The following is a 22,201-nucleotide window of genomic DNA, read 5'->3' as shown; positions in this document are numbered from 1 at the left end:
CGATGGGCCGTGGCCCGGCGCCGCGAAGCGACACGCGCGCCAAGCTCGCCGTGGCGCTCGAGGCCGTCTACGAGGGGCGTACCGTGCGCATCAGCCTCGGCGGCAAGACGCTGGACGTGCGCGTCCCCAAGGGCGTCCGCGAGGGCCAGGTGATACGTCTGGCCGGGCAGGGCAGTGCAGGCGGCGACCTGTTGCTCGAGATCGAATACGCCGCGCATCCGCAATTCGAGGTGGACGGCCGCAACATCGTGCACGTGGCGCAGCTGGCGCCCTGGGATGCGGCACTGGGCGCGACGCTGAGCGTGCCGACGCTTGGCGGTGCCGTCGAGCTGAAGATCCCCCCCAACTCGGAGGCCGGCCGCAAGTTGCGGCTGCGCGGGCGCGGCCTGCCGGGCGACGTCCCGGGCGACCAGATCGTCGAGCTGGAAGTGACCGCGCCGCGGCCACAGTCGGTCGGCCAGATCCGTGCGTACGAGGCGTTGCGCGACGCGTTCTCGACCGGGCACGCCTGACGACTGGACCCGACGCGTCCCAAAGAAAAGGCCGCGCTGGGCGCGGCCTCTGATTGCAGCGGCTTCGACGCGTATCAGCCCGGCATCAGCTGCCCGATGATCTCGGCCAGGTCGTTGTCGTTGAACGGCTTCGTGATGTAGGCCTTCGCACCCTGGCGCATGCCCCAGACGCGGTCGGTGTCCTGGTCCTTGGTGGTGACCAGCACGACAGGGATGTGCTTGGTCGTCGGCTCGCGCGAGATCGCGCGCGTCGCCTGGAACCCGTTGAGGTTCGGCATCACCACGTCCATGAGGATGAGGTCGGGCAACTCGCGCTTGGCGGCCTCGACGCCGGCCGCGCCGTCTTCGGCCGTGAGGGCCTCGTGCCCGAGCTTTTCGACCAGGCGGCGGATGCCCATCAACTGGGAGGGCGAGTCGTCGACGATCAGGATTCGGGCCATGGTGGTTTCTCTGGGGATGACGCGATTCTACCGGCGCGCGGGACCGGGACAGCAAACTTCAGATGCGAACCAGCGTCCTGCCGAGCGAGGCGCCCGCCAGCATGGACTCGAAAACCGACGGCAACCCGTCCAGCGCGACCTCGCGCGTGCAGATGCGCTCCAGGTGCGCGGGCTTCCAATCCGACGCCAGAAGGCCCCAGACGCGCTCGCGCACGTCGCGGGCGGTGCCTGCCGATGCGACGCCAAGCAGCGACACGCCGCGGATGATGAATGGCATGACCGTCGTTTCCAGCTCCGCCGACGCGGCGAGCCCGGCCGATGCGACGTTTCCGTAGGGCGCGGTCTGCGCCAGCAGGCTGGCAAGCATCGCGCCGCCGACGTTGTCGAGGCCTCCGCCGAAGCGTGCGCGCTCCATCGGCCGGCGGGTGGACAGCGCCTCGCGCCCCAGTACCTCGGCTGCGCCGAGTTCGCGCAGGTAGGGCGCCTGTTCGGCCTTGCCGCTCACCGCGTGCACCTCGAAACCGGCGCGCGTGAACATGTCGATCGCCAGCGAGCCGACGCCGCCGGTCGCGCCGGTGACCGCCAGCGGCCCGTGCGACGGCGTCTGCCGGTTCTCGAGCATGCGGTGCAGCGCGAGGCCGGCGGTGAAGCCGGCAGTGCCCAGGATCATCGCCTCGCGCAGGTCCAGCCCCGCGGGCAGCGGGATCACTCCGCTCGCCTCGAGGCGAGCGAACTCCGAATAGCCGCCGTCGCGTGTCTCCGACAGGCCGCTGCCGGTCACCAGCACGGCATCGCCCTCGCGATACTGCGGGTCGCGGCTTTCGACGACATGGCCGGCGACGTCGATACCGCCGACCAGCGGGAAGTCGCGCAGGATCTTGCCCGACCCCGTCCCGGCGAGCGCGTCCTTGTAGTTCACCGACGAATACGCGACACGGATCACCACCTCGCCCGGCGACAGGTCGTTGATGGACACCGACTCGATACCGCTGCGGTGGCCGCCTTCGCCGCCGTGGATGCGGAATGCGCGGAAGCTGTCTGGAATCATCGTCGTCTCCTGGCTCAGCGGATCTCGCGCCGCCGTTTTTCGTCCATCCACTTGTCGGACTGGCCCGGCTGATACGCGTGCATCCACGCAAGCATCGCGACTGCGTCGTCGCCGTGCCACAGGTCGGTGCGCTGCTCAGGATGCAGGAAGCGCTCGGTGACCATGCGGTCGAGCATCGACATCAGCGGCGACCAGAAGCCGTCGACGTCGAGGAAAGCGCACGGACGATTGCCGAGCCCGAGCTGGCGCCAGGTGAGCATCTCGAACATCTCGTCGAGCGTGCCGAAGCCGCCGGGCAATGCGACGAATGCATCGGAGAGGTCGAACATCCGCGCCTTGCGCGTATGCATGTCGGCGACGACTTCGAGCCGCGTCAGGCCGCGGTGCGCGACTTCCCAATTGACCAGCTGCTCGGGGATGACGCCGACCACCTCGCCGCCGGCCGCCAGCGCGGCGTCCGCGACGGTGCCCATCAGGCCCACGTTGCCGCCGCCGTAGACAACGGCGATTCCCTCGCGCGCCAGCAGCGTGCCGAGTGCGGCCGCGCGTTCCGCGTAGATGGGGCGGTTGCCGGCGTTGGAGCCGCAGTAGACGCATATCGAACGCAATTGACGCATCAGTCGTTGTTCTCCATCAGCACGATGCCGGACATGCGGCGCATGGCATCGCGTTTTTCCCGGGGCTGCAGTTTCGTCAGCAGCGTCCACAGGGGCGCCAGCGGCACGGAACGCTTGAGTCGCAGCGATTCATCCCACGTGGAGCGGAACTCGCGCTCCCGCCAACCCATCGACGCGAACCACGCGGTGCCTTCGGCCGGTGCGAAGCGGAACGGCGCGTTTCCCGCCCGCAGATTCGCGCCCATGTGCTTGGCGACCTTCTTCAGTAGAAGCGGCGATGCCAGGTCGGTCAGCCACCAGCGCGCATGCGCGACGTCGTGCAGGTCACGCGCCAGCGCCGCCACGTCGTCGGGTTCGAGATAAACCAGCAGGCCCTCGCTGATGACGAGCACCGGGCCGGTCGTTGCGGCGTCTGCGAACAGGGCGCGGCGAACGTCCGGATCGCGCAGGTCGGCCGAATGGAATTCGAGTTGGCAGCGCGGTGCCTCACCGGCCATCGCATCGCGGAAGTAGCCGAGGATGTCGGGCAGGTCGACATGCATCCAGCGCAGGTCCTTCGGCAGATCCAGCCGGTACGGACGCGCGTCGAGCCCCGCGGCGAGGTTCAACACGGTGCGCGCGCCGTCGCGGATGCAGCGCATCACGATTTCGTCCATTACGGCAGTGCGCACGATCATCGGCCACGCCATGGAGCGGCCGCGTGGCATCTCGCGCACGATGCGTTCGCCGCGCTCGCCGCCGAGCCGGCGCGCGTACGGGTCGAGGAAGATCGCGTCGCTGCGCTCGCTTTCCATCGCGCGATAGATCGCGACCCACAGGGCCGTGTCGGAGACGTTGCGAACGGGCGTGTCGTCGGTCATGTCGGCTCCGGAAACGGCGAGGCCGCCATCATCGCAGGGATGACGGCGGCCCCGGGGGTTGCGGGGGCGGCTCAGTTCGCTTTGTGGATCGCGCGCTTGTGCACGGCCATCGCTGCGTCGTGCACCGCCTCCGACAGCGACGGGTGCGCATGGCAGATGCGCGCCAGATCGTCGGCGGAGCCCTTGAACTCCATCGTCAGTACGCCTTCGTGCACGAGCTCGGAGACGCTCGCGCCGACAAGATGCATGCCTAGCACGGTGTCGGTTTCGGCGTGTGCGAGCACCTTCACGAAGCCCGCGGGCTCGGCCATGGCGACAGCGCGGCCGACCGCTGCGAACGGGAAGCTGCCGGCCTTGTAGGGCGTGCCCTCGGCCTTCAGCTGCTCCTCGGTCTTGCCCACCCAGGCGATCTCCGGCTCGGTGTAGATGACCCACGGAATCGTGTCGAAGTTGACGTGGCCCGGCAGGCCCGCGATCAGCTCCGCAACCGCGATGCCTTCCTCGAAGCCCTTGTGAGCCAACATCGGGCCGCGCACGCAGTCACCTACGGCCCAGACGCCGTCGACCCCGGTATGGCAGTGCTCGTCGACCTGGATCTGGCCGCGCTCATTGATCTGCACGCCCGTGCCTTCGGCAAGCAGGCCCTTGATCGCGGGGCGGCGCCCGACCGCCACCAGCAGCTTGTCGACGACGATCTCCTGCGCGGCACCGGCAGCATCGGTGTAGCTGACATGCACGCCATCGGCCTGTACGTCGGTGTTCGAAACCTTGCAGCCCAGGCGGATGTCGAGGCCCTGCTTCTTGAACTCGCGCGCGGCGACCTTCGCTACTTCGCCGTCGGCGGCGGCGAGGAACGTGGGCAGGCCTTCGAGGATGGTCACCTGCGCACCGAGGCGATTCCAAACGCTGCCGAGTTCGAGCCCGATGACGCCCGCGCCGATCACGCCGAACCGCTTCGGCACCGACGTGAAGTCGAGCGCGCCAACGTTGTCCACGATGTGTTCGCCAAACTTCGCGAAGGGCAGCTCGATCGAATCGGAACCCGCCGCGATCACGACATTCGTGCCCTTGAGCTCGACCGTCGTACCGTCGTGCTGCTTGACCACGACGACGTTGCCCGGCTGCAGCTGGCCGAAACCGTAGAACGTCGTGATCTTGTTCGCCTTGAACAGCGCCGCGATGCCGCCGGTGAACTGCTTGACGATCTTGTCCTTGCGGCCAACCATCGTGCCGACGTCCATCTTCGCGTCGGCGAAGCTGATGCCGTGCTGGTCGAAGATGTGGCCCATGTTCCAGAACTGGCGCGAGGAGTCGAGTAGCGCCTTCGACGGGATGCAGCCGACACGCAGGCACGTTCCGCCGAGCGCCGGCTGGCCGTCCTTGCCCAGCGCCGCGTCGATGCATGCCGTCTTGAGGCCGAGCTGCGCCGCGCGGATGGCCGCGTGGTAGCCCGCCGGGCCGGCGCCGATCACCACGACGTCGAATTGCTGCTGTTCGCTCATCTCGGATGTTTCCCTTGTTCGTGATGCAAAAAGCCCTGCGCGCCGCGGGGCCGCGCTGGCATCACATGCCCAACAGCATGCGGTGCGGGTTTTCGAGCTGGTTCTTGATGTCGACCAGGAACAGCACCGCATCCTTGCCGTCGATGATGCGGTGGTCGTAGCTGAGCGCGATGTACATCATCGGCGCCGCGATCACCTGGCCGTTCTCGACGATCGCGCGCTCCTTGATGGCGTGCATGCCGAGGATCGCGCTCTGCGGCGGGTTCACGATCGGCGTCGACATCAGCGAGCCGAACGTGCCGCCGTTGGTGATGGTGAAGGTGCCACCCTGCAGGTCGTCGAGGCCGAGCTTTCCGTCGCGCGCCTTCTTGGCGTAGTCGGCGATGCCCTTTTCGATGTCGGCGAACGACATGCGCTCGACGTTGCGCAACACCGGCGTCACCAGGCCCTTGTCGGTGGAGACGGCGATCGAGATGTCGGCGTAACCGTGGTAGATCACGTCGTTGCCGTCGACCGATGCATTCACCGCCGGGTGGCGCTGTAGCGCGTTCGCCGCCGCCTTGGCGAAGAAGCTCATGAAGCCGAGCTTGATGCCGTTGGCCTTGACGAAATCGTCCTGCAGCTCCTTCCGCATCTCCATGACCTTGCCGAGGTTGACCTCGTTGAACGAGGTCAGCATCGCGATCGAATTCTTCGACTGCATGAGGCGCTCGGCGATGCGCGCACGCATGCGCGTCATCGGCACGCGCTCTTCCGGACGCGCGCCCTGCGCCGTGCCGACGCCGCCGGCTTTCGCGTAGTTGACGATGTCTTCCTTGGTGACCGCGCCGCGTCGCCCGGTGCCGGCAACGTCGCTGGCGTTGACGCCGGAAGTGTCTGCCGCAAAGCGCGCGCCGGGCGGCAGCTGCGAATTGGCAGCGGCCGGTGCGGGCGCGCTGGCGCCCGGCGCCGGCTGCGGCGACGCCGACTTCGGCATCACCGGCTGCGCTTCGTTGGTGGTGGCCGCGATGTTCTTGGCATCGATCGCCTTGTCGGCTTTCGTCTCGGCCACGGCAGGCGCCGCCGCGGCGGCGCCGGCTTCGACCACTGCGATCACCTGCTCACTGTTGACCGTCGCTCCGGTCTCAAAGCGGATCTCCTTGAGCACGCCATCGACGGGCGAGGGCACCTCGAGCACCACCTTGTCGGTTTCGAGGTCGACGAGGTTCTCGTCGCGCTTGACCGCGTCGCCCGGCTTCTTGTGCCAGGTGGCGATGGTTGCGTCCGAGACCGACTCGGGCAGCACGGGAACCTTGATCTCGGTGCTCATGAAGAAGCGTCCTTAGTGGAAATTGGGTACGGCGATGGGACGGCGGCGCGCGCGGATTACTCCTCGCAAGCCTCGCCATTGAGCGGATTGACCAGCGCATCGGCGATCAGCTGCTGCTGTTCGCGCACGTGGTCCGCGAAATGGCCGGCGGCCGGCGACGGCGAGCGCGCACGACCTGCGTAGTGCAGCATCTGCTTGGCGCCGAGGCACGAGACCAGGTGATGCCGGATCTGGTACCAGGCGCCCTGGTTCATGGGCTCTTCCTGGCACCACACGATGTCCCTGACCGCGTATTTGGCGAGCTCCGCCCTCAACTCGGGCCGGGGGGACGGGTAGAGCTGCTCGATGCGGATGAGTGCGACGTCACTCGCGGCGCGCTTCTGCAGGTCTTCCAGCAGGTCGTAGTAGACCTTGCCGCCGCAGACGACGACACGCTTGACCTTCTTGGGGTCGGCCGGGTCCGCGATGAGCTTCTGGAAACCACCGCCCGCCAGGTCGTCCAGTGACGAAACCGCAAGCTTGTGGCGCAGCAACGACTTCGGCGTCATGACCACGAGCGGCTTGCGCGTGGTCATCAGCATCTGGCGGCGGATCATGTGGTACGCCTGCGCCGGGGTCGTCGGCGTGCAGACGAGCATGTTGTCTAGGGCGCACAGCTGCAGGTAGCGCTCGAGGCGCGCCGAGCTGTGTTCCGGGCCCTGGCCTTCATAGCCGTGCGGCAGGAACAACGCCAGGCCGGAAAGACGTCCCCACTTGGCCTCGCCGGACGACAGGAACTGGTCGATGACCACCTGCGCGCCGTTGGCGAAGTCGCCGAACTGGCCTTCCCAGATGTCGAGCGTCATCGGGTCGGCGGTCGAGTAGCCGTACTCGAAGCCCATGACCGCCTCTTCGCTGAGCAGCGAGTCGATGATCGTGACGTCGGACGGATTGCCGACGATCTCCCGCAGCGGCAGGTAGTACTCGTCGGTCTTCTGGTCGTGCAGGATCGCGTGGCGGTGGAAGAACGTGCCGCGACCGCTGTCCTGGCCGACGAGCCGGAGGCGGTAGCCCTGCGTGAGCAGCGTCGCGTAGGCGAGGTTCTCCGCGAAGCCCCAGTCGCCGGCGAGTTCGCCCGCGGTCATCTTGCGGCGATCGTCGTAGATCTTCTGCACGCGCGGATGCAGCGTGATGCGCTCGGGCACTGTCGTGATGCGCGTGGCGAGTTCGGTCAGTTTCGCGCGGTCGAAGCGCGTGTCGACCGGATCCGACAGCTTGCCGGTGATGAAGGGTGACCAGTCGACGGCCTGCGTGTCGGGGCGCTCGTCGGCCAGTTCGGTGGTGACTTCGCCGGCGTCCAGCCGCGTGCGGTAACTGTCGACGAGCGCCTGCGCGTCGGCCTCGGTGATCACGCCATCGGAAACAAGCTGCTTCGCGTAGATCTCGCGCGGCGTGGGCATCTTGCGGATGACCTGGTACATCAGTGGCTGCGTCGCGGCCGGTTCGTCGGCCTCGTTGTGGCCGTGGCGGCGATAGCAGACGAGGTCGACGACAACATCGCGACCGAACTGGTTGCGGAAGTCGAGCGCGAGGGCGGTGCAGAAGAGCACGGCGTCCGGGTCATCGCCGTTCACGTGCAGCACGGGAGCGCCGACCATCTTGGCGACGTCGGTGCAGTACAGCGTCGAACGCGCGTCCTGCCGCTCGCTGGTGGTGAAGCCGACCTGGTTGTTGATGACGATGTGCATCGTTCCGCCCACGGCGAAACCCCGCGCCTGCGACATCTGCAGGAGCTCCATCACGACACCCTGGCCGGCGAACGCGGCGTCGCCGTGCAGCAGCACGGGCAGCACCTGGCGATGGCCCTGGTCACCGCGGCGCATCTGCCGCGAACGCACCGAGCCGACCACCACGGGATCGACGATCTCAAGGTGCGACGGGTTGAACGCAAGCGCGAGATGCACCGGGCCGGTCGGCGTGGCGACGTCGGCCGAGAAACCCATGTGGTACTTGACGTCGCCCTGGTGGGCGAGGTCGGAATGGATGTGTTCGAACTTGCCTTCGAATTCGTTGAACAGGTCGCGTGGCGGCTTGCCCAGCGTGTTCACCAGGACATTGAGGCGCCCGCGATGCGCCATGCCGATCACGACGTCCTTGACGCCCTGGCTTCCCGCGCGGCGGATCAGGTCGTCCATCAGCGGGATCAATGCATCGCCGCCCTCGAGCGAGAAGCGCTTCTGGCCGACGTACTTGGTGCCCAGGTAGCGCTCGAGGCCGTCCGCGGCCGTGAGCCGCTCGAGGATGCGCTTGCGGTCCTCCGCGCTGCGCGCGTAGCGACCGCCCGCCTTCTCCAGGCGCTCGTACACCCAGCGGCGCTGATCGGAGTCCGCGATGTGCATGAACTCGGCGCCGACCGAACCGACATACGTCGACTTCAGCAGCGCCACGAGCTCGCCGAGCTTCATGCGGTCGCGGCCGCCCACGCCGCCGGTACTGAACTCGACGTCGAGGTCGCGCTCGGAAAGACCGTGGAAGCCGAGTTCGAGATCCGGCGCCTCGGGCTTCTTTTCCAGGTGCAGCGGGTCGAGGTCGGCGGCCAGATGCCCGCGCGAGCGGTAGGCGATGATCAACTTGCCCACGGCGCGCTGGCGTTCATCGCCGGCCGCGGTACCCGGGCTGCCCGTGGCGCCGCTCGCGGCCTGGCGGCCGGCTTCGGCGATCGACTCGAGCACCGCCGAATGCGGCACCTCGGTCGTCGAACCGTTCTTCACGCCATCGAAGTAGGCCTTCCATTTCGCGTCGACGCTGTCGGGCGCGACCAGGTACTGCTCGTACAGATCCTCGACGAAGGCGGCATTCGCGCCGAGTTGGGAGGTCTGGGCAAACTGCTTCAGGAGGCTGTCCACGATGTCGGCGGGATGCTCTTGGGGGAGATTCGGAAGGCGTCCGCGGCCGCTTGGAGGCCTGCGCGGCGGTTCTTTAGGACACGGGCGCCAAAGAACGCGAATTATAGCGGGACGGCGGGTCCGAGCGCCCGGACCTCAACCCATCCGGGCCGGTCAGATCCCCAGCGCGCGCAATTCGGTGGCCGGGCGCGCGCGCTCCCAGGCAGCGTCGAACACGGTTTTCAGCTGCCTGACGCGTGCCGCTCCGTCGAGCTGCGTCTCGCCGTCGACCCGGTGCCCCAACGGCCTGAAGTACCAGCCGCCGGTATCACCCGCGACGAAGGCGGAGGGGTAGGTGCGGTCGACGGGCTCTTCGATCACGCGCGCCGAAAACGACGACGGCAGCCGCTGCATGAGCGAAATCAGCGGAGCGTGCGCGCGCTGCGGTGTTTCGACGTCCTGCAGCAGCACCCGCACTTCCCCGCCACGCGTGGCGAACCCGCGCAGGGCGGCCAGCACCGCCGGGTGGTCCAGCAGACCGGCGTCCATCTCGCGGGTGTAGATCGTCAGCAGGCGTCGCGCGTGGGTGGCGATACCGACCACGGCCGCGGCGGCCTGGGCCGCGTTTTCCACCGCTGCGGGGCTGCCAAGCACGCGCCGCATCGCCTGGTGCTGGATGCCAGCCTCCTCGAAACGCTCGCCGTACGGGAGGAATCCCTCCGCGGCGTAGAAGCGCTCGGCGTCGACCTGGGCACTCAGGACCACTTCGGCGAGGCCGCGGGCGCGCGCTTCATCGAGCAGGCGCAGCAACATCGAGCGGCCCACGCCGCGGCCGCGCCAGCCGGCCAGCACCGCCATCCGCCCGACCTTTCCGCCCGGCGCAAGGCGACCTGTCCCGACGGCCCGGCCTTCCCCGTCGCGCGCCAGCACATGGACGCACGCCGGATCCAGGGCGTCGCGCTCGATCTCGACGGGCACGCGCTGTTCCTGCACGAACACGACCTCGCGCACCGCCCGCAGGTCGGGCAGGGCGCTGGCGAAATCGACCACGTCGACGCTGAACTCGCGGCTCATTCGTCTTCGTCCCCGGCTGGCTGGTAGTGGCCGCCTGCTACGAGCTCGGCGAGCGCGGCGCGTCCCGGTTCGCCCAGCTTCGCGTAGGTCGCGATGTCGACGGACTCGGCTGCGGAAAGGCGCTTCGCGTCGGTCGCGGCAAGCCGCCAGGACTGTCCCGCGACGAACAGCAGTGCCGAGCGCTTGAGCTTTCGCCAGGCCACCCGCGAGAAGGGATTGCGATGCAGGACGCCACCGCTGCGCAGGCCTGCCTCGATCGCTGCGCGGTCCATGGCGCCGCCGGGCGCCGCGACGATGCCCGCACTTCGGTACGAAGTGATGAAGCGCCCGAACCAGTCGGACAAGCGCTCGGGATCGTTCATGCGCAGCGCGTTGAGTGCCTCCACCACGCGCGACATCGCCGCGTCGTCGATCTCCATCGGGTCGCGCGCAGGCGCGAGGTCGGGATCGTGATAGCGGATCGCGTCGTCGGACTCGGACGCCAGCGTGTCGACGAAGTCACCGAGCAGCTCGGCGGCCGACGGTGCGCGCATGCCAATCGAGAACGTGAGGCACGCGTCTTCGGCGACGCCATTGTGCGGAACGCCCGGCGGCAGGTAGAGCATGTCGCCCGGCGCCAGCACCCAGTCGTGCGTGGCATTGAACTGGCGCAGCAGGCGGATCGGCGCGTCGTCGCGGAACGCCAGTGACGGGTCCGAGGACGCGTCGATCTGCCAGCGCCTGTGGCCTTTCGCCTGAAGCAGGAAGACGTCGTACTGGTCGACGTGCGGGCCGACTGAACCGCCGGGCGCAGCGAACGAAATCATGACGTCGTCGACGCGCCAGCGTGGGAGGAAATCGAAGTGCGGCAACACTGCGGCGACATCGGCGTCCCACTTGTCGACGTCCTGCACCAGCAGCGTCCAGTCGTGGTCGGGCATTCCCGGGAATTCTTCCTCCGCGAACGGGCCGGTGCGCAGTGTCCAGCGATCGGCTTGGCGGTCGTGTTCGACGATGCGCGACAGGGCGAGCTCCTCGCAGGCAAGCCCGGCGAGATCCTCCGGCTCGATCGGCGTCGCGAAGTCCGGGAAGGCATTGCGGACCAGCAGCGGCTTCTTCTGCCAGAACTCGCGCAGGAAGCGGGCCGGCGTCATGCCCAGCGGCGGTTTGCCGCGTGCGTCGATCTCGATCATCGCGGCAGCGCTTCCTTCGCCAGGCGGGCGTCGAGGCGGGCGTTCGCCCACTGCGCGTAGTCACGGCATGCCGCCGGGTCCACCAAGGGCTTCGAACTCTCCGGCGCGATGCGCGACCACATGTCGCTGAGCGACGGATGCGGCGTCACCAGCACGTCGCACGGCAGCGCGGCGACGCGGGTGAGCCCGGCACGGAAGTCCGCGAGCGTGCCGGGATGAGCAACCTCGTCGGAGTAGCGGAACTCGTCGTCGGTCATCGCGGTAAGGCTGTCGACGTACGCCATGTCGACGCAGCGCCCTTTCTCGCACTCGCGCCATGTCCAGCTGGTGCTGCCGGCCGTGTGGCCGGGCGTGGCGTGCGCGGCGAGGTCGATCGCGCCGACGCGCACGTGGCCGTCATCGGCGATGGCCTGCACATGCGCGACCGCCGCGAACGACTCGAGCGAAAGCTGCTGCGGATCGCTGCGATCGGCGACGCCGGTCGACAGCACCGACACGGCGGCGGCGCGCGCGTACACCGGCGCACCCGAATCCCTCTGCAGCCGCGCCAGGCCGCCGGCGTGGTCCAGATGGGCATGCGAATTGACGATCGCGCGGATGTCCTCGACTCGGAAACCGAGCGCCCGGATGCTGGCTTCGACCTGCGTCGCGGCTTCGCCGGTACCGGCGTCGAGCAGCACATGGCCGTCTTTCGACGTCACCAGCAACGCGCTGATGCCGCAGGTGCCGACGTACCACGTGTTGCCGTAGATGTGGCGCGGCACGGCGGGATCGTTCCAGCCGGCATCGTCCGCACACCGGTTGGGCGCCTGCATCGACGCGGGCCGCGTGTTGGTGGCACCTGTGCATGCGGCCAGCGCGGCGAGCGCGATCACGGAGAGCGCTGCGCGCATGTCAGACGCTCCGTGCGAGTTCGGCGGCGTGGCCGATATAGCTCGCCGGCGTCATCTCGACGAGGCGTTGCTTGGCGTCCGCCGGAAGGTCGAGGCCTGCGATGAAGTCGCGCATCGACTGCTCGGTGATGCCTTGCCCGCGGGTGAGCGCCTTGAGCTGTTCGTAGGGCTGCGGCAGGCCGTAGCGCCGCATCACCGTCTGCACGGCTTCGGCGAGCACCTCCCACGCGGCGTCGAGATCCGCGGCGAGGCGCTCGGGATTCACGCTGAGCTTGCCGAGTCCGCGCGTAAGCGCGTCAACGCCGACCAGCGCGTGGCCGAACGCCGTGCCGAGCGCACGCAGCACGGTGGAGTCGGTGAGGTCGCGCTGCCAGCGGCTGATCGGCAACTTGGCGGCGAAGTGCTCGAACAGGGCGTTCGCGATGCCGAAGTTGCCTTCGGCGTTCTCGAAGTCGATCGGATTCACCTTGTGCGGCATCGTCGAGCTGCCGACTTCGCCGGCCTTGACCGACTGCTTGAAATAGCCGAGCGAAATGTAGCCCCACACGTCGCGGCACAGGTCGATCGAGATCGTGCCCACGCGCTTCATCGCGTCCGCGACCTCGGCGATACCGTCGTGCGGCTCGATCTGCGTCGTGTACGGCTGCCACGCCAGGCCGAGCGACTCGACGAAGCGCCGCGAGAACGCCGGCCAGTCGATGTCCGGATACGCGGCGACGTGCGCGTTGTAGTTGCCGACCGCGCCGTTGATCTTGCCGGGCATCGGCAGTGCTTCGAGCACCTCGCGCTGGCGCTCCAGGCGGGCCACCACGTTCGCCAGTTCCTTGCCGACGGTCGTGGGCGAGGCGGTCTGGCCATGCGTGCGTGCAAGCATCGCAAGGCCGGCATGTGCGTGCGCCATGTCGCGCAGCTTCGCGATCAGTTCGCGCAGTCGCGGTGCCATCACGCCGTCGCGGGCGTCGCGCAGCATCAACGCATAGCTGAGGTTGTTGATGTCCTCCGACGTGCATGCGAAATGCACGAACTCCAGCGCGGGGGCGAGTTCCGCGTCGTCCTTCAGGCGTTCCTTGATCAGGTACTCGACCGCCTTCACATCGTGGTTGGTGGTGCGCTCGATCTCCTTGACGCGCGCGGCGTCGGCGATCGACAGGCCTTCGGCGAAGGCGCGCAGTCGCGCGACGGCGGCATCCGAAAATTCCTGCAGCTCGACAATGCCGGGTTCGGCCGCCAGCGCGACCAGCCATTCCACCTCGACCCGCACGCGGGCGCGGATCAGGCCGAATTCCGAGAACACCGGGCGCAGCGCGTCGACCTTGCCCGCATAGCGGCCGTCCAGCGGCGAAAGGGCGAGCAGCGAGGTTTCGACGGACGGGGACATGGCAGGCCGCGGGGGGAGGGAGCGGCGATTTTACCCTCCCGCCGTTGACGCGCCGCGGCGTAACCTCGCGGCACCCACAGGAGAGCACGATGGCCCGATCCCCCGCGAACGACCGCGTCGAACACGACAGCATGGGTGAGCTCCAGGTGCCCGCAGACGCGCTGTGGGGGGCGCAGACGCAGCGCGCCGTTGAGAATTTCCCGATTTCCGGCCAGCGCATGCCGCGCGGCTTCATCGAGGCGCTCGGGGTCATCAAGGCGTCGGCGGCCGAGGTCAACGGGCGCCTGAAACTGCTGGACCCCGGCGTCGCGGCCGCGATCGTCGACGCGGGCCAACGCGTCGCCGACGGCGAGTTCGACGCGCATTTCCCGGTCGATGTCTTCCAGACCGGCTCCGGCACGTCGAGCAACATGAATGCGAACGAGGTGATCGCGCACGTCGCATCGACGGCGAAGCGGCGCGTGCATCCCAACGATCACGTCAATCTCGGGCAGAGCTCGAACGACGTGATTCCGACGGCCATCCGCGTCTCCGCGATGGTCGCCTGCGTGCGTGACCTGCTGCCTGCCGTGCGCTACCTCGAAGCGGCGATCCGCAAGAAGGCGAAATCGCTGACGAAAGTGACGAAGACGGGCCGCACGCACCTGATGGATGCGATGCCGGTGACGTTCGCGCAGGAGTTCGGTGCCTGGGCATCGCAGCTGGATTCGGCGGCCATGCGGATCGAGGACTCGCTGGGCCGCCTTCGCCGCTTGCCGATCGGCGGCACCGCGGTCGGCACCGGCATCAATGCCGACCCGCGCTTTGGCGAGCAGATGGCCAAGGCGATTTCAAAGCGCGCAGGTGCCAGGTTCGAAGCGGCAGCCGATCGGTTCGAAGGCATCGCTTCCCAGGACGATGCGATCGAGCTCTCGGGTCAACTCAATGCGCTTGCGGTTGCGTTGATGAAGATCGCCAACGACCTGCGGTGGATGAATTCCGGCCCGCTCGCCGGGCTGGGTGAGATCGAATTGCCCGCACTGCAGCCGGGGAGCTCGATCATGCCGGGCAAGGTCAACCCGGTGATCCCGGAAGCGGTGGCGATGGTGTGCGCCCAGGTGATCGGGCACCACGCGGCGATTACCGTCGCCGGGCAGAGCGGCAATTTCCAGCTCAACGTGATGCTGCCCCTGATTGCCTACGACCTGCTCGACGGCATCGGCCTGCTCACCAACGTGACGCGGCTGCTGGCGGACCGCGCGATCGTGGGGCTCAAGGTCCGGGAGGACCGCGTGCGCGAAACCCTCGACCGCAACCCGATCCTGGTGACCGCGCTGAACCCGGTGATCGGCTACGAGAAGGCGGCGGCGATCGCGAAGCAGGCCTACAAGGAGGGCCGGCCCGTGCTCGACGTAGCAGCCGAAGCCACCGGGATGCCGCGGGAGCAGCTACGGCGCCTGCTGGATCCGGCTGCGCTGACGCAGGGCGGGATCCGCGAGGGCATGTCGGGCGGCGGCTGAGCCGATCGGCGCATGGCGGGCGCGGCGACGGCGCGCGACCGGCACCGTGGAAAAAGAAACGGGCGCATCGGGGGGAGATCCGATGCACCCGAAGGTGCGACGTGCCACTCGCGTTGTTCGTCAGCGGGTCGCGGGTGCGGGTTGTCCTGAAGCGGCCGGTGTCGCCGGAGCCGCGGCGGGCGCCGCTGTCGCGGCGTGATCATCGAGGCCGCGCTTGCATTCGCTGCCCTTGTCGGAGTGGATGTTCGCGAACGGCGCGAACTCCGGCACCGCGGCCGCGACTTTCTGCTGCGCGGCCTGCAGCGCCGGCAGCTTGTCGCATAGCGAACTCGCGGCTTTCTTGATGCCCTGAGTCTGCATCTCGATGCGCTTGTCGATCTGGTCGGGATGCCCGCTCAGCAGGCCGCCGATCGCTTCGGTCACGGCCCTCGTCGCGAGCTTCGCGCCCTGCACGCCGATGTCCATTCCGGCATGGGCGATGTCGATGGTGCGCGCCCGGTAATCGAGCACCGCCTGCCGCTGCGTTTCGTTCAGCGCGATGGTCTTGCCATCGATGATCAGGCCGCCGGTGGGCGTGATTTCCGCCTTGTGCAGCTCGCCCTTGCCGCTGCGGATGGTGATGTTCTCGGTCTCGAGCTTGCGCTGGGCTTCGGCCATGCCGCGGCCGACACTTGTGCCGACATCGTTTTCCAGCGAGCTGCCGCCGGTGCCGTTCGGTGCGGTTGCCGGGGTCTTGCCCTGGCAGGCGACGAGGCTCGCGAGCGTCGCGGCGAGCAGGGTGGTGCGTAGCAGACGATTCATTTGCGGCTCCTTCAAAGTCCGGGGAGCGAGGGCCTTAGCCCTCGTCCCTCCAGCGGCGCAGGCGGATGGCGGCGCCGATCAGCGCGAGGCCGACGACCACGCCGATCCATAGGTCGGCAGTTGCAGCGACTGTCCAGTTGTTCGCGACATTCACGACGTTGGCGATCTCGTCCGGGGTGTGGATGCCGCCGACGGACGACTGCAGGTGCGGGATCCAGGTTGCCGGGAACACGCTGAGCAGGCCGCGGTAGACGACGACGTACCACATGCGGCTGACGTCGTATCCCATGCCCATCACCACATTGCCGAAGCTCACCATTGCGCAGCTCAGGATCGGAATCATCACCGCCCACAGGAAGGGCTTCGAGCGCGCCGCGGCGGAGCAGAACATCAGCCAACCCACGGCCGGCAGCGCCCACAGCGTGTACAGCGGAACCAGAGCGATGACGCTGCCGACGAGCCGGATCGGATGCGAGTAGGTGAAGATTCCGCTTGCACCGGGCAGTCCGTTGACGGTCGAAGTGATCGCTGCGATGAGCCACGACGCCAGCCCGACCAGCACCCCGATGAGTATCGCCACCACCGGCGCCAGGATCAGCGCCCATGCGGCCTTCGCGCCCACCGTGCTCGAGTCCGACACCGGCAGCGACTTCCAGAACAGCACGCTGCGGTCGCGGCGGTCGTCGTAGAGCGATCCGAGGGAATAGAAGAAGACGACGAAGCCGAGGACGATCAGCGTGATGCCGACACCGCCAAGCAGCGCGACGTCGCCGGCACCGCCGAACACGCGGGCCATCTCGTCGGGCCTTGCATCGGCCTGCATGATTTCGGCCGCGTGGCGGTGCTTCAGGACGCTGCCGCCGATGGCGCCGAGCAGCGTGAACAGGAGCGAGATTCCGCCGGCAACCAGAGGCGCCCAGAGGAAGCCGCCCTTGTTCTCCCAGAATTCGCGTCGCAGCAACAGCTTGAACTTGTGCGTGGCGTGGGGCGCCGCAACCGGCGCGCGGGGCAGGGTTTGGATTGTCGCGTTCATGCGTATGTCCCCTTCATGGTGGCCACGAACAGGTCGGCCAGGCCGGGCGTGCGGGTTTCACCGAATTGCGCGAGGCGCTCGACGGGCACGCCCTCGAACAGCATCACCGTCTTGCCAAAGGGCAGGGCGCGTTCGTCGATCGGCTGCAGCGCGCGTGCCGCTTCGATGTGCGCCGAGTCGACCAGCACTTCGGCGTAGCGGTCACCCAGGGTGTCCATCGAGGCGTCCAGCGAAATCCGGCCGTCGCGGATGAACAGCACGTCGGTCAGGATGTGCTCGATCTCCTCCACCTGGTGGGTGGTGACGATGATCGTCTTGTCCTCGTCGAAGTAATCCTCCAGCAGCCGCTGGTAGAACTGCTTGCGGTACAGGATGTCCAGGCCGAGCGTGGGCTCGTCCAGCACGAGGAGCTTGGCGTCGATCGCCATGACTAGCGCCAGGTGCAGCTGCACGATCATGCCCTTGGACATCTCCCGAACCCTGAGGTTCGGCTTCAGCTGCGTGCCGGCCAGGAAGCGCTCGCAGCGCGCCATGTCGAAGCGTGGATGCACGCCGGCGACGAATTCGATGGCTTCCTTGACGCGAATCCAGCGCGGAAGCACGGCGACGTCGGCGATGAAGCAGACGTCCTGCATCAGTTCGTCCCGCTGGCTGCGCGGATCGCGGCCGAGGACGGACATCTCGCCGTCGAACGGGATCAGGCCGAGCATCGCCTTCAGCGCAGTCGTCTTGCCGGCGCCGTTGGGGCCGATCAGGCCGACGATGCGGCCGGCGGGAATCTCGAACGACGTGCCGTCGAGCGCGATCTTGTTCTTGTAGACCTTGCGGAGGCCGCGGGCGCGGACCACCGGGGACGGGGTGACCTGGGCATTCATTGCATGTCCCCCTTGCGGCCAGCGGCCATGAGTTCGTCGAGCCGGAGCCCGAGGCGCGCGATGCGCTCCATCACCTGCGGCCATTCCTCGGTCAGGAACCGCTCGCGCTCACTTACCAGCAACTTCTTGGCGGCTTCTTCGGTGACGTACATGCCCAGTCCTCGGCGTTTTTCGACCAATGCTTCGTCCGCGAGCTCCTGGTAGGCGCGCGAGACCGTAATGGGGTTGAGCTGGTATTCCGCGGCGACCTGGCGCACGGAGGGCAGCGGGTCACCGGGCTTGAGGAGTCCGTCGAGCATCATCGCTACGACGCGCTCCTTCAGCTGGCGGTAGATGGGAGCGCCGTCGCTCCATTGGATGGCGGCCATGGGTCAGTCCCTCGGGACGAACGAGAAGTAGGGCATCGCCAGTACGTGGCGGAGGCGGTTGGGGTGACTCTTGTGGTGGCCGCCGTCGACCGCCGAAGCGACCGTGGCGATGGAGCGGGTGGCAGGCGCCGCAAAAGGCACGGCGGCGGCGGCGAACGCGCCGGTCGCGCAGAGCGCTGCCGTTATGACGAGTGCGTTCAGGCTGGTTTGGAGCTTGCGACTCATGGCAGGCCTCCTCTCTGGTTGACCGGTGTTGTAGGCAACTATAACACCAGTTTCGCTCTCGTCAACTGCCGCAAACCCAACTGATGGCATACGGCCGCTGGGCCGCGATTTGCCCCCCGCCGAAGGGGCCGCGACAATACGGGCCCCCTGCGCCCGACCGGGCGCCGCCAGGAGCTGTGAATGAAACTGACCGCACGCGGACTCGCCGTGCTGCTCGCCTCGACGGCCGCCATCGCCGTTGCCGCGCCCCCCGCCGCGAAGCCCGCGCCTGCGAAGCCCGTCGCCTCCGCGCCGACGACAGCTGCTTCGCTGGTGACGCCGCGTCAGAAGGCGAGCTACGTGGTCGGTTTCGACCTGTCGCAGATGCTCATGCCGGTCGCGCCGGACATCGACCTCAAGGCGTTCCAGGAAGGCCTGCAAGGCGTTCTCGCCGGCAAGTCGCCGACGCTCACGCGCGAACGCGCCGCGCAGATCAACCAGGCCCTGATGCAGCGGATCGCCGCCCGTCGTGGCCAGGCCAAGACCGCGCCGCCCGAGGTCTCGAAGGTCGACGTCGGCCATCTGGTGGCGATGGACCTCGGGCCGTCGCTGGCATCGATCAAGGACGAAGTGGACATGCCGCTGGTGTTTCGCACCATGTCGGGCCTGCTCGCCGGACAGCAGCCGGTGATGGACGAGTCCACGCGCAACGCCGTGCGCGCCGAGTTCACCGCGTCGGTCAAGCAGAAGATCGAGGCGCAGCGCGCGGCGCAGTCAGGCACGAACAAGGCGACGGGCGAAAAATTCCTGGCCGAGAACAAGACGAAGAAGGGCGTGATCACGACGCCGTCCGGCCTGCAGTACATGGTGCTGCGCCAGGGATCGGGCGCCCGCCCGAAGCCGACCGATCGGGTCCGCGTGAATTACCATGGCACGCTTCTCGACGGCACTGTTTTCGACAGCTCGTACGATCGCGGCGGTCAGCCGGTCGAATTCATGCTCAACCAGGTCATTCCGGGCTGGACCGAGGGCGTGTCGATGATGCCGGTCGGCGCCAAATACCGTTTCTGGGTTCCGTCCGAGCTTGCCTACGGCGAAAAAGGGGCGGGTGCGCAGATCGGCCCGAACTCCACGCTCGTCTTCGATGTCGAACTGCTCGCCATCTCGCCCTGATCGCGGCCCTGCCGCTCCCCCACGAGGATTTCGAATGACTCTTTCAACGACGCGCCTTCTCGCGCTCGGCACCATCGCCGCCGCGCTCGCCGTGACCGGTTGCGACAAGAACGCACCCGCCGCCAAGACGGACACCGCGGCTGCAGCGAAGAGCAGCGACCCGAACGCAATCCCCGGCTTGAAGGACGACAAGGCGCGCGTCAGCTACATGATCGGCATGGACATGGGCCAGACGCTCAAGCAGGTCAAGGACGAAATCGACATCGCCACGCTCGAGAAGGCGATGCGCACGCAGCTCGAAGGCGGCAAGCCGCTGATGAACGAGCAGCAGGCGCAGCAGGTTCGCGAGGCGTTCTCGCAGAAGCTGCAAGCCAAGCGCATTGCGGACCAGATGCAGCAGGCCGGCAAGAACCAGAAGGCAGGCCAGGAATTCCTCGCGAAGAATGCGAAGGCAGCCGGCGTGCAGGTGACGGCGAGCGGCCTGCAGTACCAAGTGCTCACGCCCGGCAACGGCCCGAAACCGAAGGCCGACGACGCGGTCACCGTGCACTACACGGGCACGCTGCTCGACGGCACCAAGTTCGACAGCTCGTATGACCACGGCGGGCCGGCGACGCTGCCCCTCGCGCAGGTGGTGCCCGGCTGGCGTGAAGGCATCCAGCTGATGCCGGTCGGCAGCAAGTACCGCCTGTGGATCCCGGCGTCGCTTGGCTACGGGGAAGCGGGCACGCCCGGCGGCCCGATCCCGCCGAATGCCACGCTGGTGTTCGACGTTGAACTCCTCGGCATCGGCAAGGCCGGCGCCGCAGGCCCGCAGCCTGCTCACTGATCACGCGCCCGGCGTCCGCGCCGGGCGACAGCGCGGGAGCGGCTGATGCGCGTCACTATTTTTGGAACAGGCTACGTCGGCCTGGTCACCGGCACGTGCCTGGCGGACGTGGGCCACGACGTGGTTTGCGTGGACATCGATGCGGGCAAGGTCGCTGCGCTGGAGCGCGGTGAGATTCCAATTTTCGAGCCCGGCCTCGAGCCTATGGTCCGGTCGAACCACGCGGCCGGGCGGCTTCGCTTCACCACCGACGCCGAGTCAGCGGTCGGGCACGGCGAAATCGTGTTCATCGCCGTCGGCACGCCTCCCGGCGAGGATGGCAGTGCGGACCTCCAATACGTCCTGGCCGTGGCGCGCACCATTGGCCGCCATCTCGAACGGCCGGGAGTGATCGTCAACAAGTCGACCGTGCCCGTTGGCACCGCGGACAAGGTGCACGCGGCGATCGCCGGTGAACTCGCTGCGCGGGGTGCGGACGTCGCGTTCGGCATCGCATCCAATCCCGAATTCCTGAAGGAAGGCGACGCTGTCAACGATTTCATGCGGCCCGACCGCATCGTGATCGGCGCGACGGACGCCCACGTGGTCGATCGCCTGCGTCGGCTGTACGCGCCGCTCAACCGCAACCACGATCGCATCGTGGTGATGGACGTGCGCTCCGCGGAGCTCACGAAGTACGCGGCCAACGCGATGCTGGCGACCAAGATCTCCTTCATGAACGAGATCGCCAACATTGCGGAGCGCGTGGGCGCCGACATCGAGAACGTTCGCCATGGCATCGGGTCCGACCCTCGGATCGGCTGGCACTTCATCTATCCGGGCGCCGGCTACGGCGGTTCCTGTTTCCCGAAGGACGTGCAGGCGCTGGCGCGGACCGCAGCGCAGGTCGGCTACAACGCCGAGCTGCTGCAGGCGGTGGAGTCGGTCAACCGTCGGCAGAAACTGCACCTGATGGAACTGATCACCCGCCACTACGGCGGCGACATCGCCGGGCGCACGTTCGCGGTGTGGGGCCTGGCGTTCAAGCCCAATACCGACGACATGCGCGAAGCGCCGAGCCGCGCATTGCTGCACGCACTCTGGGATGCGGGCGCGCGAGTGCGGGCCTACGATCCGGAAGCGCGTGACGAGGCCCAGCACGTCTTCGGCGAACGCGATGACCTCGACCTTTGTGAGAGCGCGAACGCCGCGCTGGCGGGCGCGGACGCGCTGATCGTGATCACCGAATGGAAGCAGTTCCGCAGCCCGGATTTCACCCGTCTGCGCGGCGCATTGCGCGATGCGGTGCTGTTCGACGGCCGCAACATCTATCACCCCGACGAGGTCGAGGCCGCGGGAATCGCCTACTACGGCATCGGTCGCGGTCGATCGGTGTCGGCATGATCGCTGACGCGCTGGGCGAGCGGCTGGTCGAGCTCGAAATGCGGCTCGCGTTCCAGGAACATTCGCTGCTCGAGATGAGCGATGCCGTGGCCGAACTCCGGTCGGAAAACGCGCGCCTGGTGCTGATGTTGCAGCGCGCCCTCGACGAGATGCGGCAGCTTCGCGCCGGCCTCGCCACCGATTTCACGGGTGACGCGCCGGTCGAACCGCCGCCGCCCCACTACTGACCAGAACAAATGAGCGACACACTGCGCGACCAGCTTCTCGGTTTGGGCTTCAAGCCGCCGGCGCCCGTGGCGCGACCCGAAAAGCGTGACGAGCGTCGGCCGCCGCGACCCGCGGGCGCTCCCAGGGGCGACAGCCGCGA

At 67.9% G+C, this 22,201-nt stretch carries 22 protein-coding genes; 6 read left to right on the top strand and 16 right to left on the bottom strand.

Annotated features, from left to right (window positions below):
* Positions 1 to 512, top strand: a 512-nt coding sequence (locus FW784_RS04690; RefSeq protein ID WP_328592706.1) for a DnaJ C-terminal domain-containing protein, incomplete at its 5' end; no start/stop codon positions are given.
* A 74-nt stretch (positions 513 to 586) separates the two neighbouring features.
* Here FW784_RS04690 and FW784_RS04685 read toward each other — a convergent pair.
* The 11 genes from FW784_RS04685 to purB all read right to left on the bottom strand — a co-directional run bounded on the left by FW784_RS04685 (position 587) and on the right by purB (position 13,669).
* The gene (locus FW784_RS04685; protein WP_149352203.1) at positions 587 to 952 is read right to left on the bottom strand and encodes a response regulator; all 366 of its coding nucleotides are present in this window, start codon (positions 950 to 952) and stop codon (positions 587 to 589) included.
* A gap of 58 nt (positions 953 to 1,010) precedes the next feature.
* A complete protein-coding gene (locus FW784_RS04680) occupies positions 1,011 to 2,000 on the bottom strand; it encodes a YhdH/YhfP family quinone oxidoreductase (protein ID WP_149352202.1) in 990 nt (329 codons plus the stop codon).
* A gap of 14 nt (positions 2,001 to 2,014) precedes the next feature.
* Positions 2,015 to 2,608 carry an LOG family protein gene (locus FW784_RS04675; protein WP_149352205.1) on the bottom strand — a complete coding sequence of 198 codons (594 nt, stop codon included), beginning with the start codon at positions 2,606 to 2,608 and terminating at the stop codon, positions 2,015 to 2,017.
* A gap of 8 nt (positions 2,609 to 2,616) precedes the next feature.
* On the bottom strand, positions 2,617 to 3,477 hold the full coding sequence (locus tag FW784_RS04670; protein ID WP_149352201.1) for a class I SAM-dependent methyltransferase: 861 nt from the start codon (positions 3,475 to 3,477) through the stop codon (positions 2,617 to 2,619).
* Between the two features lie 71 nt (positions 3,478 to 3,548).
* Positions 3,549 to 4,979, bottom strand: a complete 1,431-nt coding sequence (gene lpdA / locus FW784_RS04665; RefSeq protein ID WP_149352200.1) for a dihydrolipoyl dehydrogenase — start codon at positions 4,977 to 4,979, stop codon at positions 3,549 to 3,551.
* Positions 4,980 to 5,040: 61 nt separating this feature from the next.
* On the bottom strand, positions 5,041 to 6,288 hold the full coding sequence (sucB, locus tag FW784_RS04660; RefSeq protein ID WP_149352199.1) for a dihydrolipoyllysine-residue succinyltransferase: 1,248 nt from the start codon (positions 6,286 to 6,288) through the stop codon (positions 5,041 to 5,043).
* 56 nt (positions 6,289 to 6,344) lie between these two features.
* On the bottom strand, positions 6,345 to 9,173 hold the full coding sequence (locus tag FW784_RS04655) for a 2-oxoglutarate dehydrogenase E1 component (protein ID WP_149352198.1): 2,829 nt from the start codon (positions 9,171 to 9,173) through the stop codon (positions 6,345 to 6,347).
* A 153-nt stretch (positions 9,174 to 9,326) separates the two neighbouring features.
* Positions 9,327 to 10,202 (bottom strand): GNAT family N-acetyltransferase, encoded by an 876-nt coding sequence (locus FW784_RS04650; protein WP_235893573.1) that lies wholly within the window; start codon positions 10,200 to 10,202, stop codon positions 9,327 to 9,329.
* A gap of 20 nt (positions 10,203 to 10,222) precedes the next feature.
* Positions 10,223 to 11,398, bottom strand: coding sequence for a ribosomal protein uL16 3-hydroxylase (locus FW784_RS04645; RefSeq protein ID WP_149352196.1), 1,176 nt, complete (start codon positions 11,396 to 11,398; stop codon positions 10,223 to 10,225).
* Positions 11,395 to 12,291, bottom strand: coding sequence for a subclass B3 metallo-beta-lactamase (gene bla, locus FW784_RS04640; RefSeq protein WP_149352195.1), 897 nt, complete (start codon positions 12,289 to 12,291; stop codon positions 11,395 to 11,397). Before bla ends, FW784_RS04645 begins: the two co-directional genes overlap by 4 nt.
* 1 nt (position 12,292) lies before the next feature.
* On the bottom strand, positions 12,293 to 13,669 hold the full coding sequence (gene purB / locus FW784_RS04635) for an adenylosuccinate lyase (protein WP_149352194.1): 1,377 nt from the start codon (positions 13,667 to 13,669) through the stop codon (positions 12,293 to 12,295).
* A gap of 89 nt (positions 13,670 to 13,758) precedes the next feature.
* On the opposite strand from purB, the gene FW784_RS04630 reads away from it, so the two are divergent.
* Positions 13,759 to 15,168: a class II fumarate hydratase gene (locus tag FW784_RS04630; RefSeq protein ID WP_149352193.1), complete on the top strand. Its 1,410-nt coding sequence runs from the start codon at positions 13,759 to 13,761 to the stop codon at positions 15,166 to 15,168.
* Positions 15,169 to 15,288: 120 nt separating this feature from the next.
* On the opposite strand, the gene FW784_RS04625 is transcribed toward FW784_RS04630, so the two are convergent.
* From FW784_RS04625 to FW784_RS04605, 5 genes are read right to left on the bottom strand one after another with little or no spacing between them, the layout of a single operon-like run.
* Positions 15,289 to 15,969, bottom strand: coding sequence for a YggN family protein (locus FW784_RS04625; RefSeq protein WP_149352192.1), 681 nt, complete (start codon positions 15,967 to 15,969; stop codon positions 15,289 to 15,291).
* A 34-nt stretch (positions 15,970 to 16,003) separates the two neighbouring features.
* A complete protein-coding gene (locus FW784_RS04620; RefSeq protein ID WP_235893572.1) occupies positions 16,004 to 17,002 on the bottom strand; it encodes an ABC transporter permease in 999 nt (332 codons plus the stop codon).
* Complete coding sequence (locus FW784_RS04615) at positions 16,999 to 17,877, bottom strand: ABC transporter ATP-binding protein (RefSeq protein ID WP_149352191.1); 879 nt, start codon at positions 17,875 to 17,877, stop codon at positions 16,999 to 17,001. The genes FW784_RS04620 and FW784_RS04615 overlap by 4 nt, the downstream gene beginning before the upstream one ends.
* Entirely contained in the window at positions 17,874 to 18,245 is a 372-nt protein-coding gene (locus FW784_RS04610; RefSeq protein WP_149352190.1) for a GntR family transcriptional regulator, read from the bottom strand. Before FW784_RS04610 ends, FW784_RS04615 begins: the two co-directional genes overlap by 4 nt.
* A gap of 3 nt (positions 18,246 to 18,248) precedes the next feature.
* Positions 18,249 to 18,470 carry a hypothetical protein gene (locus FW784_RS04605; protein ID WP_149352189.1) on the bottom strand — a complete coding sequence of 74 codons (222 nt, stop codon included), beginning with the start codon at positions 18,468 to 18,470 and terminating at the stop codon, positions 18,249 to 18,251.
* A 180-nt stretch (positions 18,471 to 18,650) separates the two neighbouring features.
* Here FW784_RS04605 and FW784_RS14730 point away from each other — a divergent pair, with 180 nt between their 5' ends.
* From FW784_RS14730 to FW784_RS04585, 4 genes are read left to right on the top strand one after another with little or no spacing between them, the layout of a single operon-like run.
* The gene (locus FW784_RS14730; RefSeq protein ID WP_149352188.1) at positions 18,651 to 19,622 is read left to right on the top strand and encodes an FKBP-type peptidyl-prolyl cis-trans isomerase; all 972 of its coding nucleotides are present in this window, start codon (positions 18,651 to 18,653) and stop codon (positions 19,620 to 19,622) included.
* A 34-nt stretch (positions 19,623 to 19,656) separates the two neighbouring features.
* Positions 19,657 to 20,451, top strand: a complete 795-nt coding sequence (locus FW784_RS04595; RefSeq protein WP_187770678.1) for an FKBP-type peptidyl-prolyl cis-trans isomerase — start codon at positions 19,657 to 19,659, stop codon at positions 20,449 to 20,451.
* A 45-nt stretch (positions 20,452 to 20,496) separates the two neighbouring features.
* Positions 20,497 to 21,834: a UDP-glucose dehydrogenase family protein gene (locus FW784_RS04590; protein WP_149352186.1), complete on the top strand. Its 1,338-nt coding sequence runs from the start codon at positions 20,497 to 20,499 to the stop codon at positions 21,832 to 21,834.
* On the top strand, positions 21,831 to 22,061 hold the full coding sequence (locus FW784_RS04585; protein WP_149352185.1) for a SlyX family protein: 231 nt from the start codon (positions 21,831 to 21,833) through the stop codon (positions 22,059 to 22,061). The genes FW784_RS04590 and FW784_RS04585 overlap by 4 nt, the downstream gene beginning before the upstream one ends.
* The last annotated feature ends 140 nt before the right edge of the window (positions 22,062 to 22,201 follow it).

This window comes from Cognatilysobacter lacus, assembly GCF_008274655.1.
Classification (GTDB): Bacteria; Pseudomonadota; Gammaproteobacteria; order Xanthomonadales; family Xanthomonadaceae; genus Cognatilysobacter; species Cognatilysobacter lacus.
Note: the sequence above shows the minus strand (reverse complement) of the source record. Positions and strands in the feature narration are given on the sequence as shown.

Excerpts from the sequence above, each read along its gene's own strand:
- FW784_RS04590 (WP_149352186.1), top strand. The coding sequence starts at position 20,497 with ATGCGCGTCACTATTTTTGGAACAGGCTACGTCGGCCTGGTCACCGGC.
- FW784_RS04610 (WP_149352190.1), bottom strand. The coding sequence starts at position 18,245 with ATGGCCGCCATCCAATGGAGCGACGGCGCTCCCATCTACCGCCAGCTG.
- FW784_RS04615 (WP_149352191.1), bottom strand. The coding sequence starts at position 17,877 with ATGAATGCCCAGGTCACCCCGTCCCCGGTGGTCCGCGCCCGCGGCCTC.
- FW784_RS14730 (WP_149352188.1), top strand. The coding sequence starts at position 18,651 with ATGAAACTGACCGCACGCGGACTCGCCGTGCTGCTCGCCTCGACGGCC.
- FW784_RS04685 (WP_149352203.1), bottom strand. The coding sequence starts at position 952 with ATGGCCCGAATCCTGATCGTCGACGACTCGCCCTCCCAGTTGATGGGC.
- FW784_RS04595 (WP_187770678.1), top strand. The coding sequence starts at position 19,657 with ATGACTCTTTCAACGACGCGCCTTCTCGCGCTCGGCACCATCGCCGCC.
- FW784_RS04625 (WP_149352192.1), bottom strand. The coding sequence starts at position 15,969 with ATGAATCGTCTGCTACGCACCACCCTGCTCGCCGCGACGCTCGCGAGC.
- FW784_RS04645 (WP_149352196.1), bottom strand. The coding sequence starts at position 11,398 with ATGATCGAGATCGACGCACGCGGCAAACCGCCGCTGGGCATGACGCCG.
- purB (WP_149352194.1), bottom strand. The coding sequence starts at position 13,669 with ATGTCCCCGTCCGTCGAAACCTCGCTGCTCGCCCTTTCGCCGCTGGAC.
- FW784_RS04630 (WP_149352193.1), top strand. The coding sequence starts at position 13,759 with ATGGCCCGATCCCCCGCGAACGACCGCGTCGAACACGACAGCATGGGT.
- FW784_RS04585 (WP_149352185.1), top strand. The coding sequence starts at position 21,831 with ATGATCGCTGACGCGCTGGGCGAGCGGCTGGTCGAGCTCGAAATGCGG.
- FW784_RS04620 (WP_235893572.1), bottom strand. The coding sequence starts at position 17,002 with ATGAACGCGACAATCCAAACCCTGCCCCGCGCGCCGGTTGCGGCGCCC.
- FW784_RS04680 (WP_149352202.1), bottom strand. The coding sequence starts at position 2,000 with ATGATTCCAGACAGCTTCCGCGCATTCCGCATCCACGGCGGCGAAGGC.
- lpdA (WP_149352200.1), bottom strand. The coding sequence starts at position 4,979 with ATGAGCGAACAGCAGCAATTCGACGTCGTGGTGATCGGCGCCGGCCCG.
- bla (WP_149352195.1), bottom strand. The coding sequence starts at position 12,291 with ATGCGCGCAGCGCTCTCCGTGATCGCGCTCGCCGCGCTGGCCGCATGC.
- sucB (WP_149352199.1), bottom strand. The coding sequence starts at position 6,288 with ATGAGCACCGAGATCAAGGTTCCCGTGCTGCCCGAGTCGGTCTCGGAC.
- FW784_RS04605 (WP_149352189.1), bottom strand. The coding sequence starts at position 18,470 with ATGAGTCGCAAGCTCCAAACCAGCCTGAACGCACTCGTCATAACGGCA.
- FW784_RS04670 (WP_149352201.1), bottom strand. The coding sequence starts at position 3,477 with ATGACCGACGACACGCCCGTTCGCAACGTCTCCGACACGGCCCTGTGG.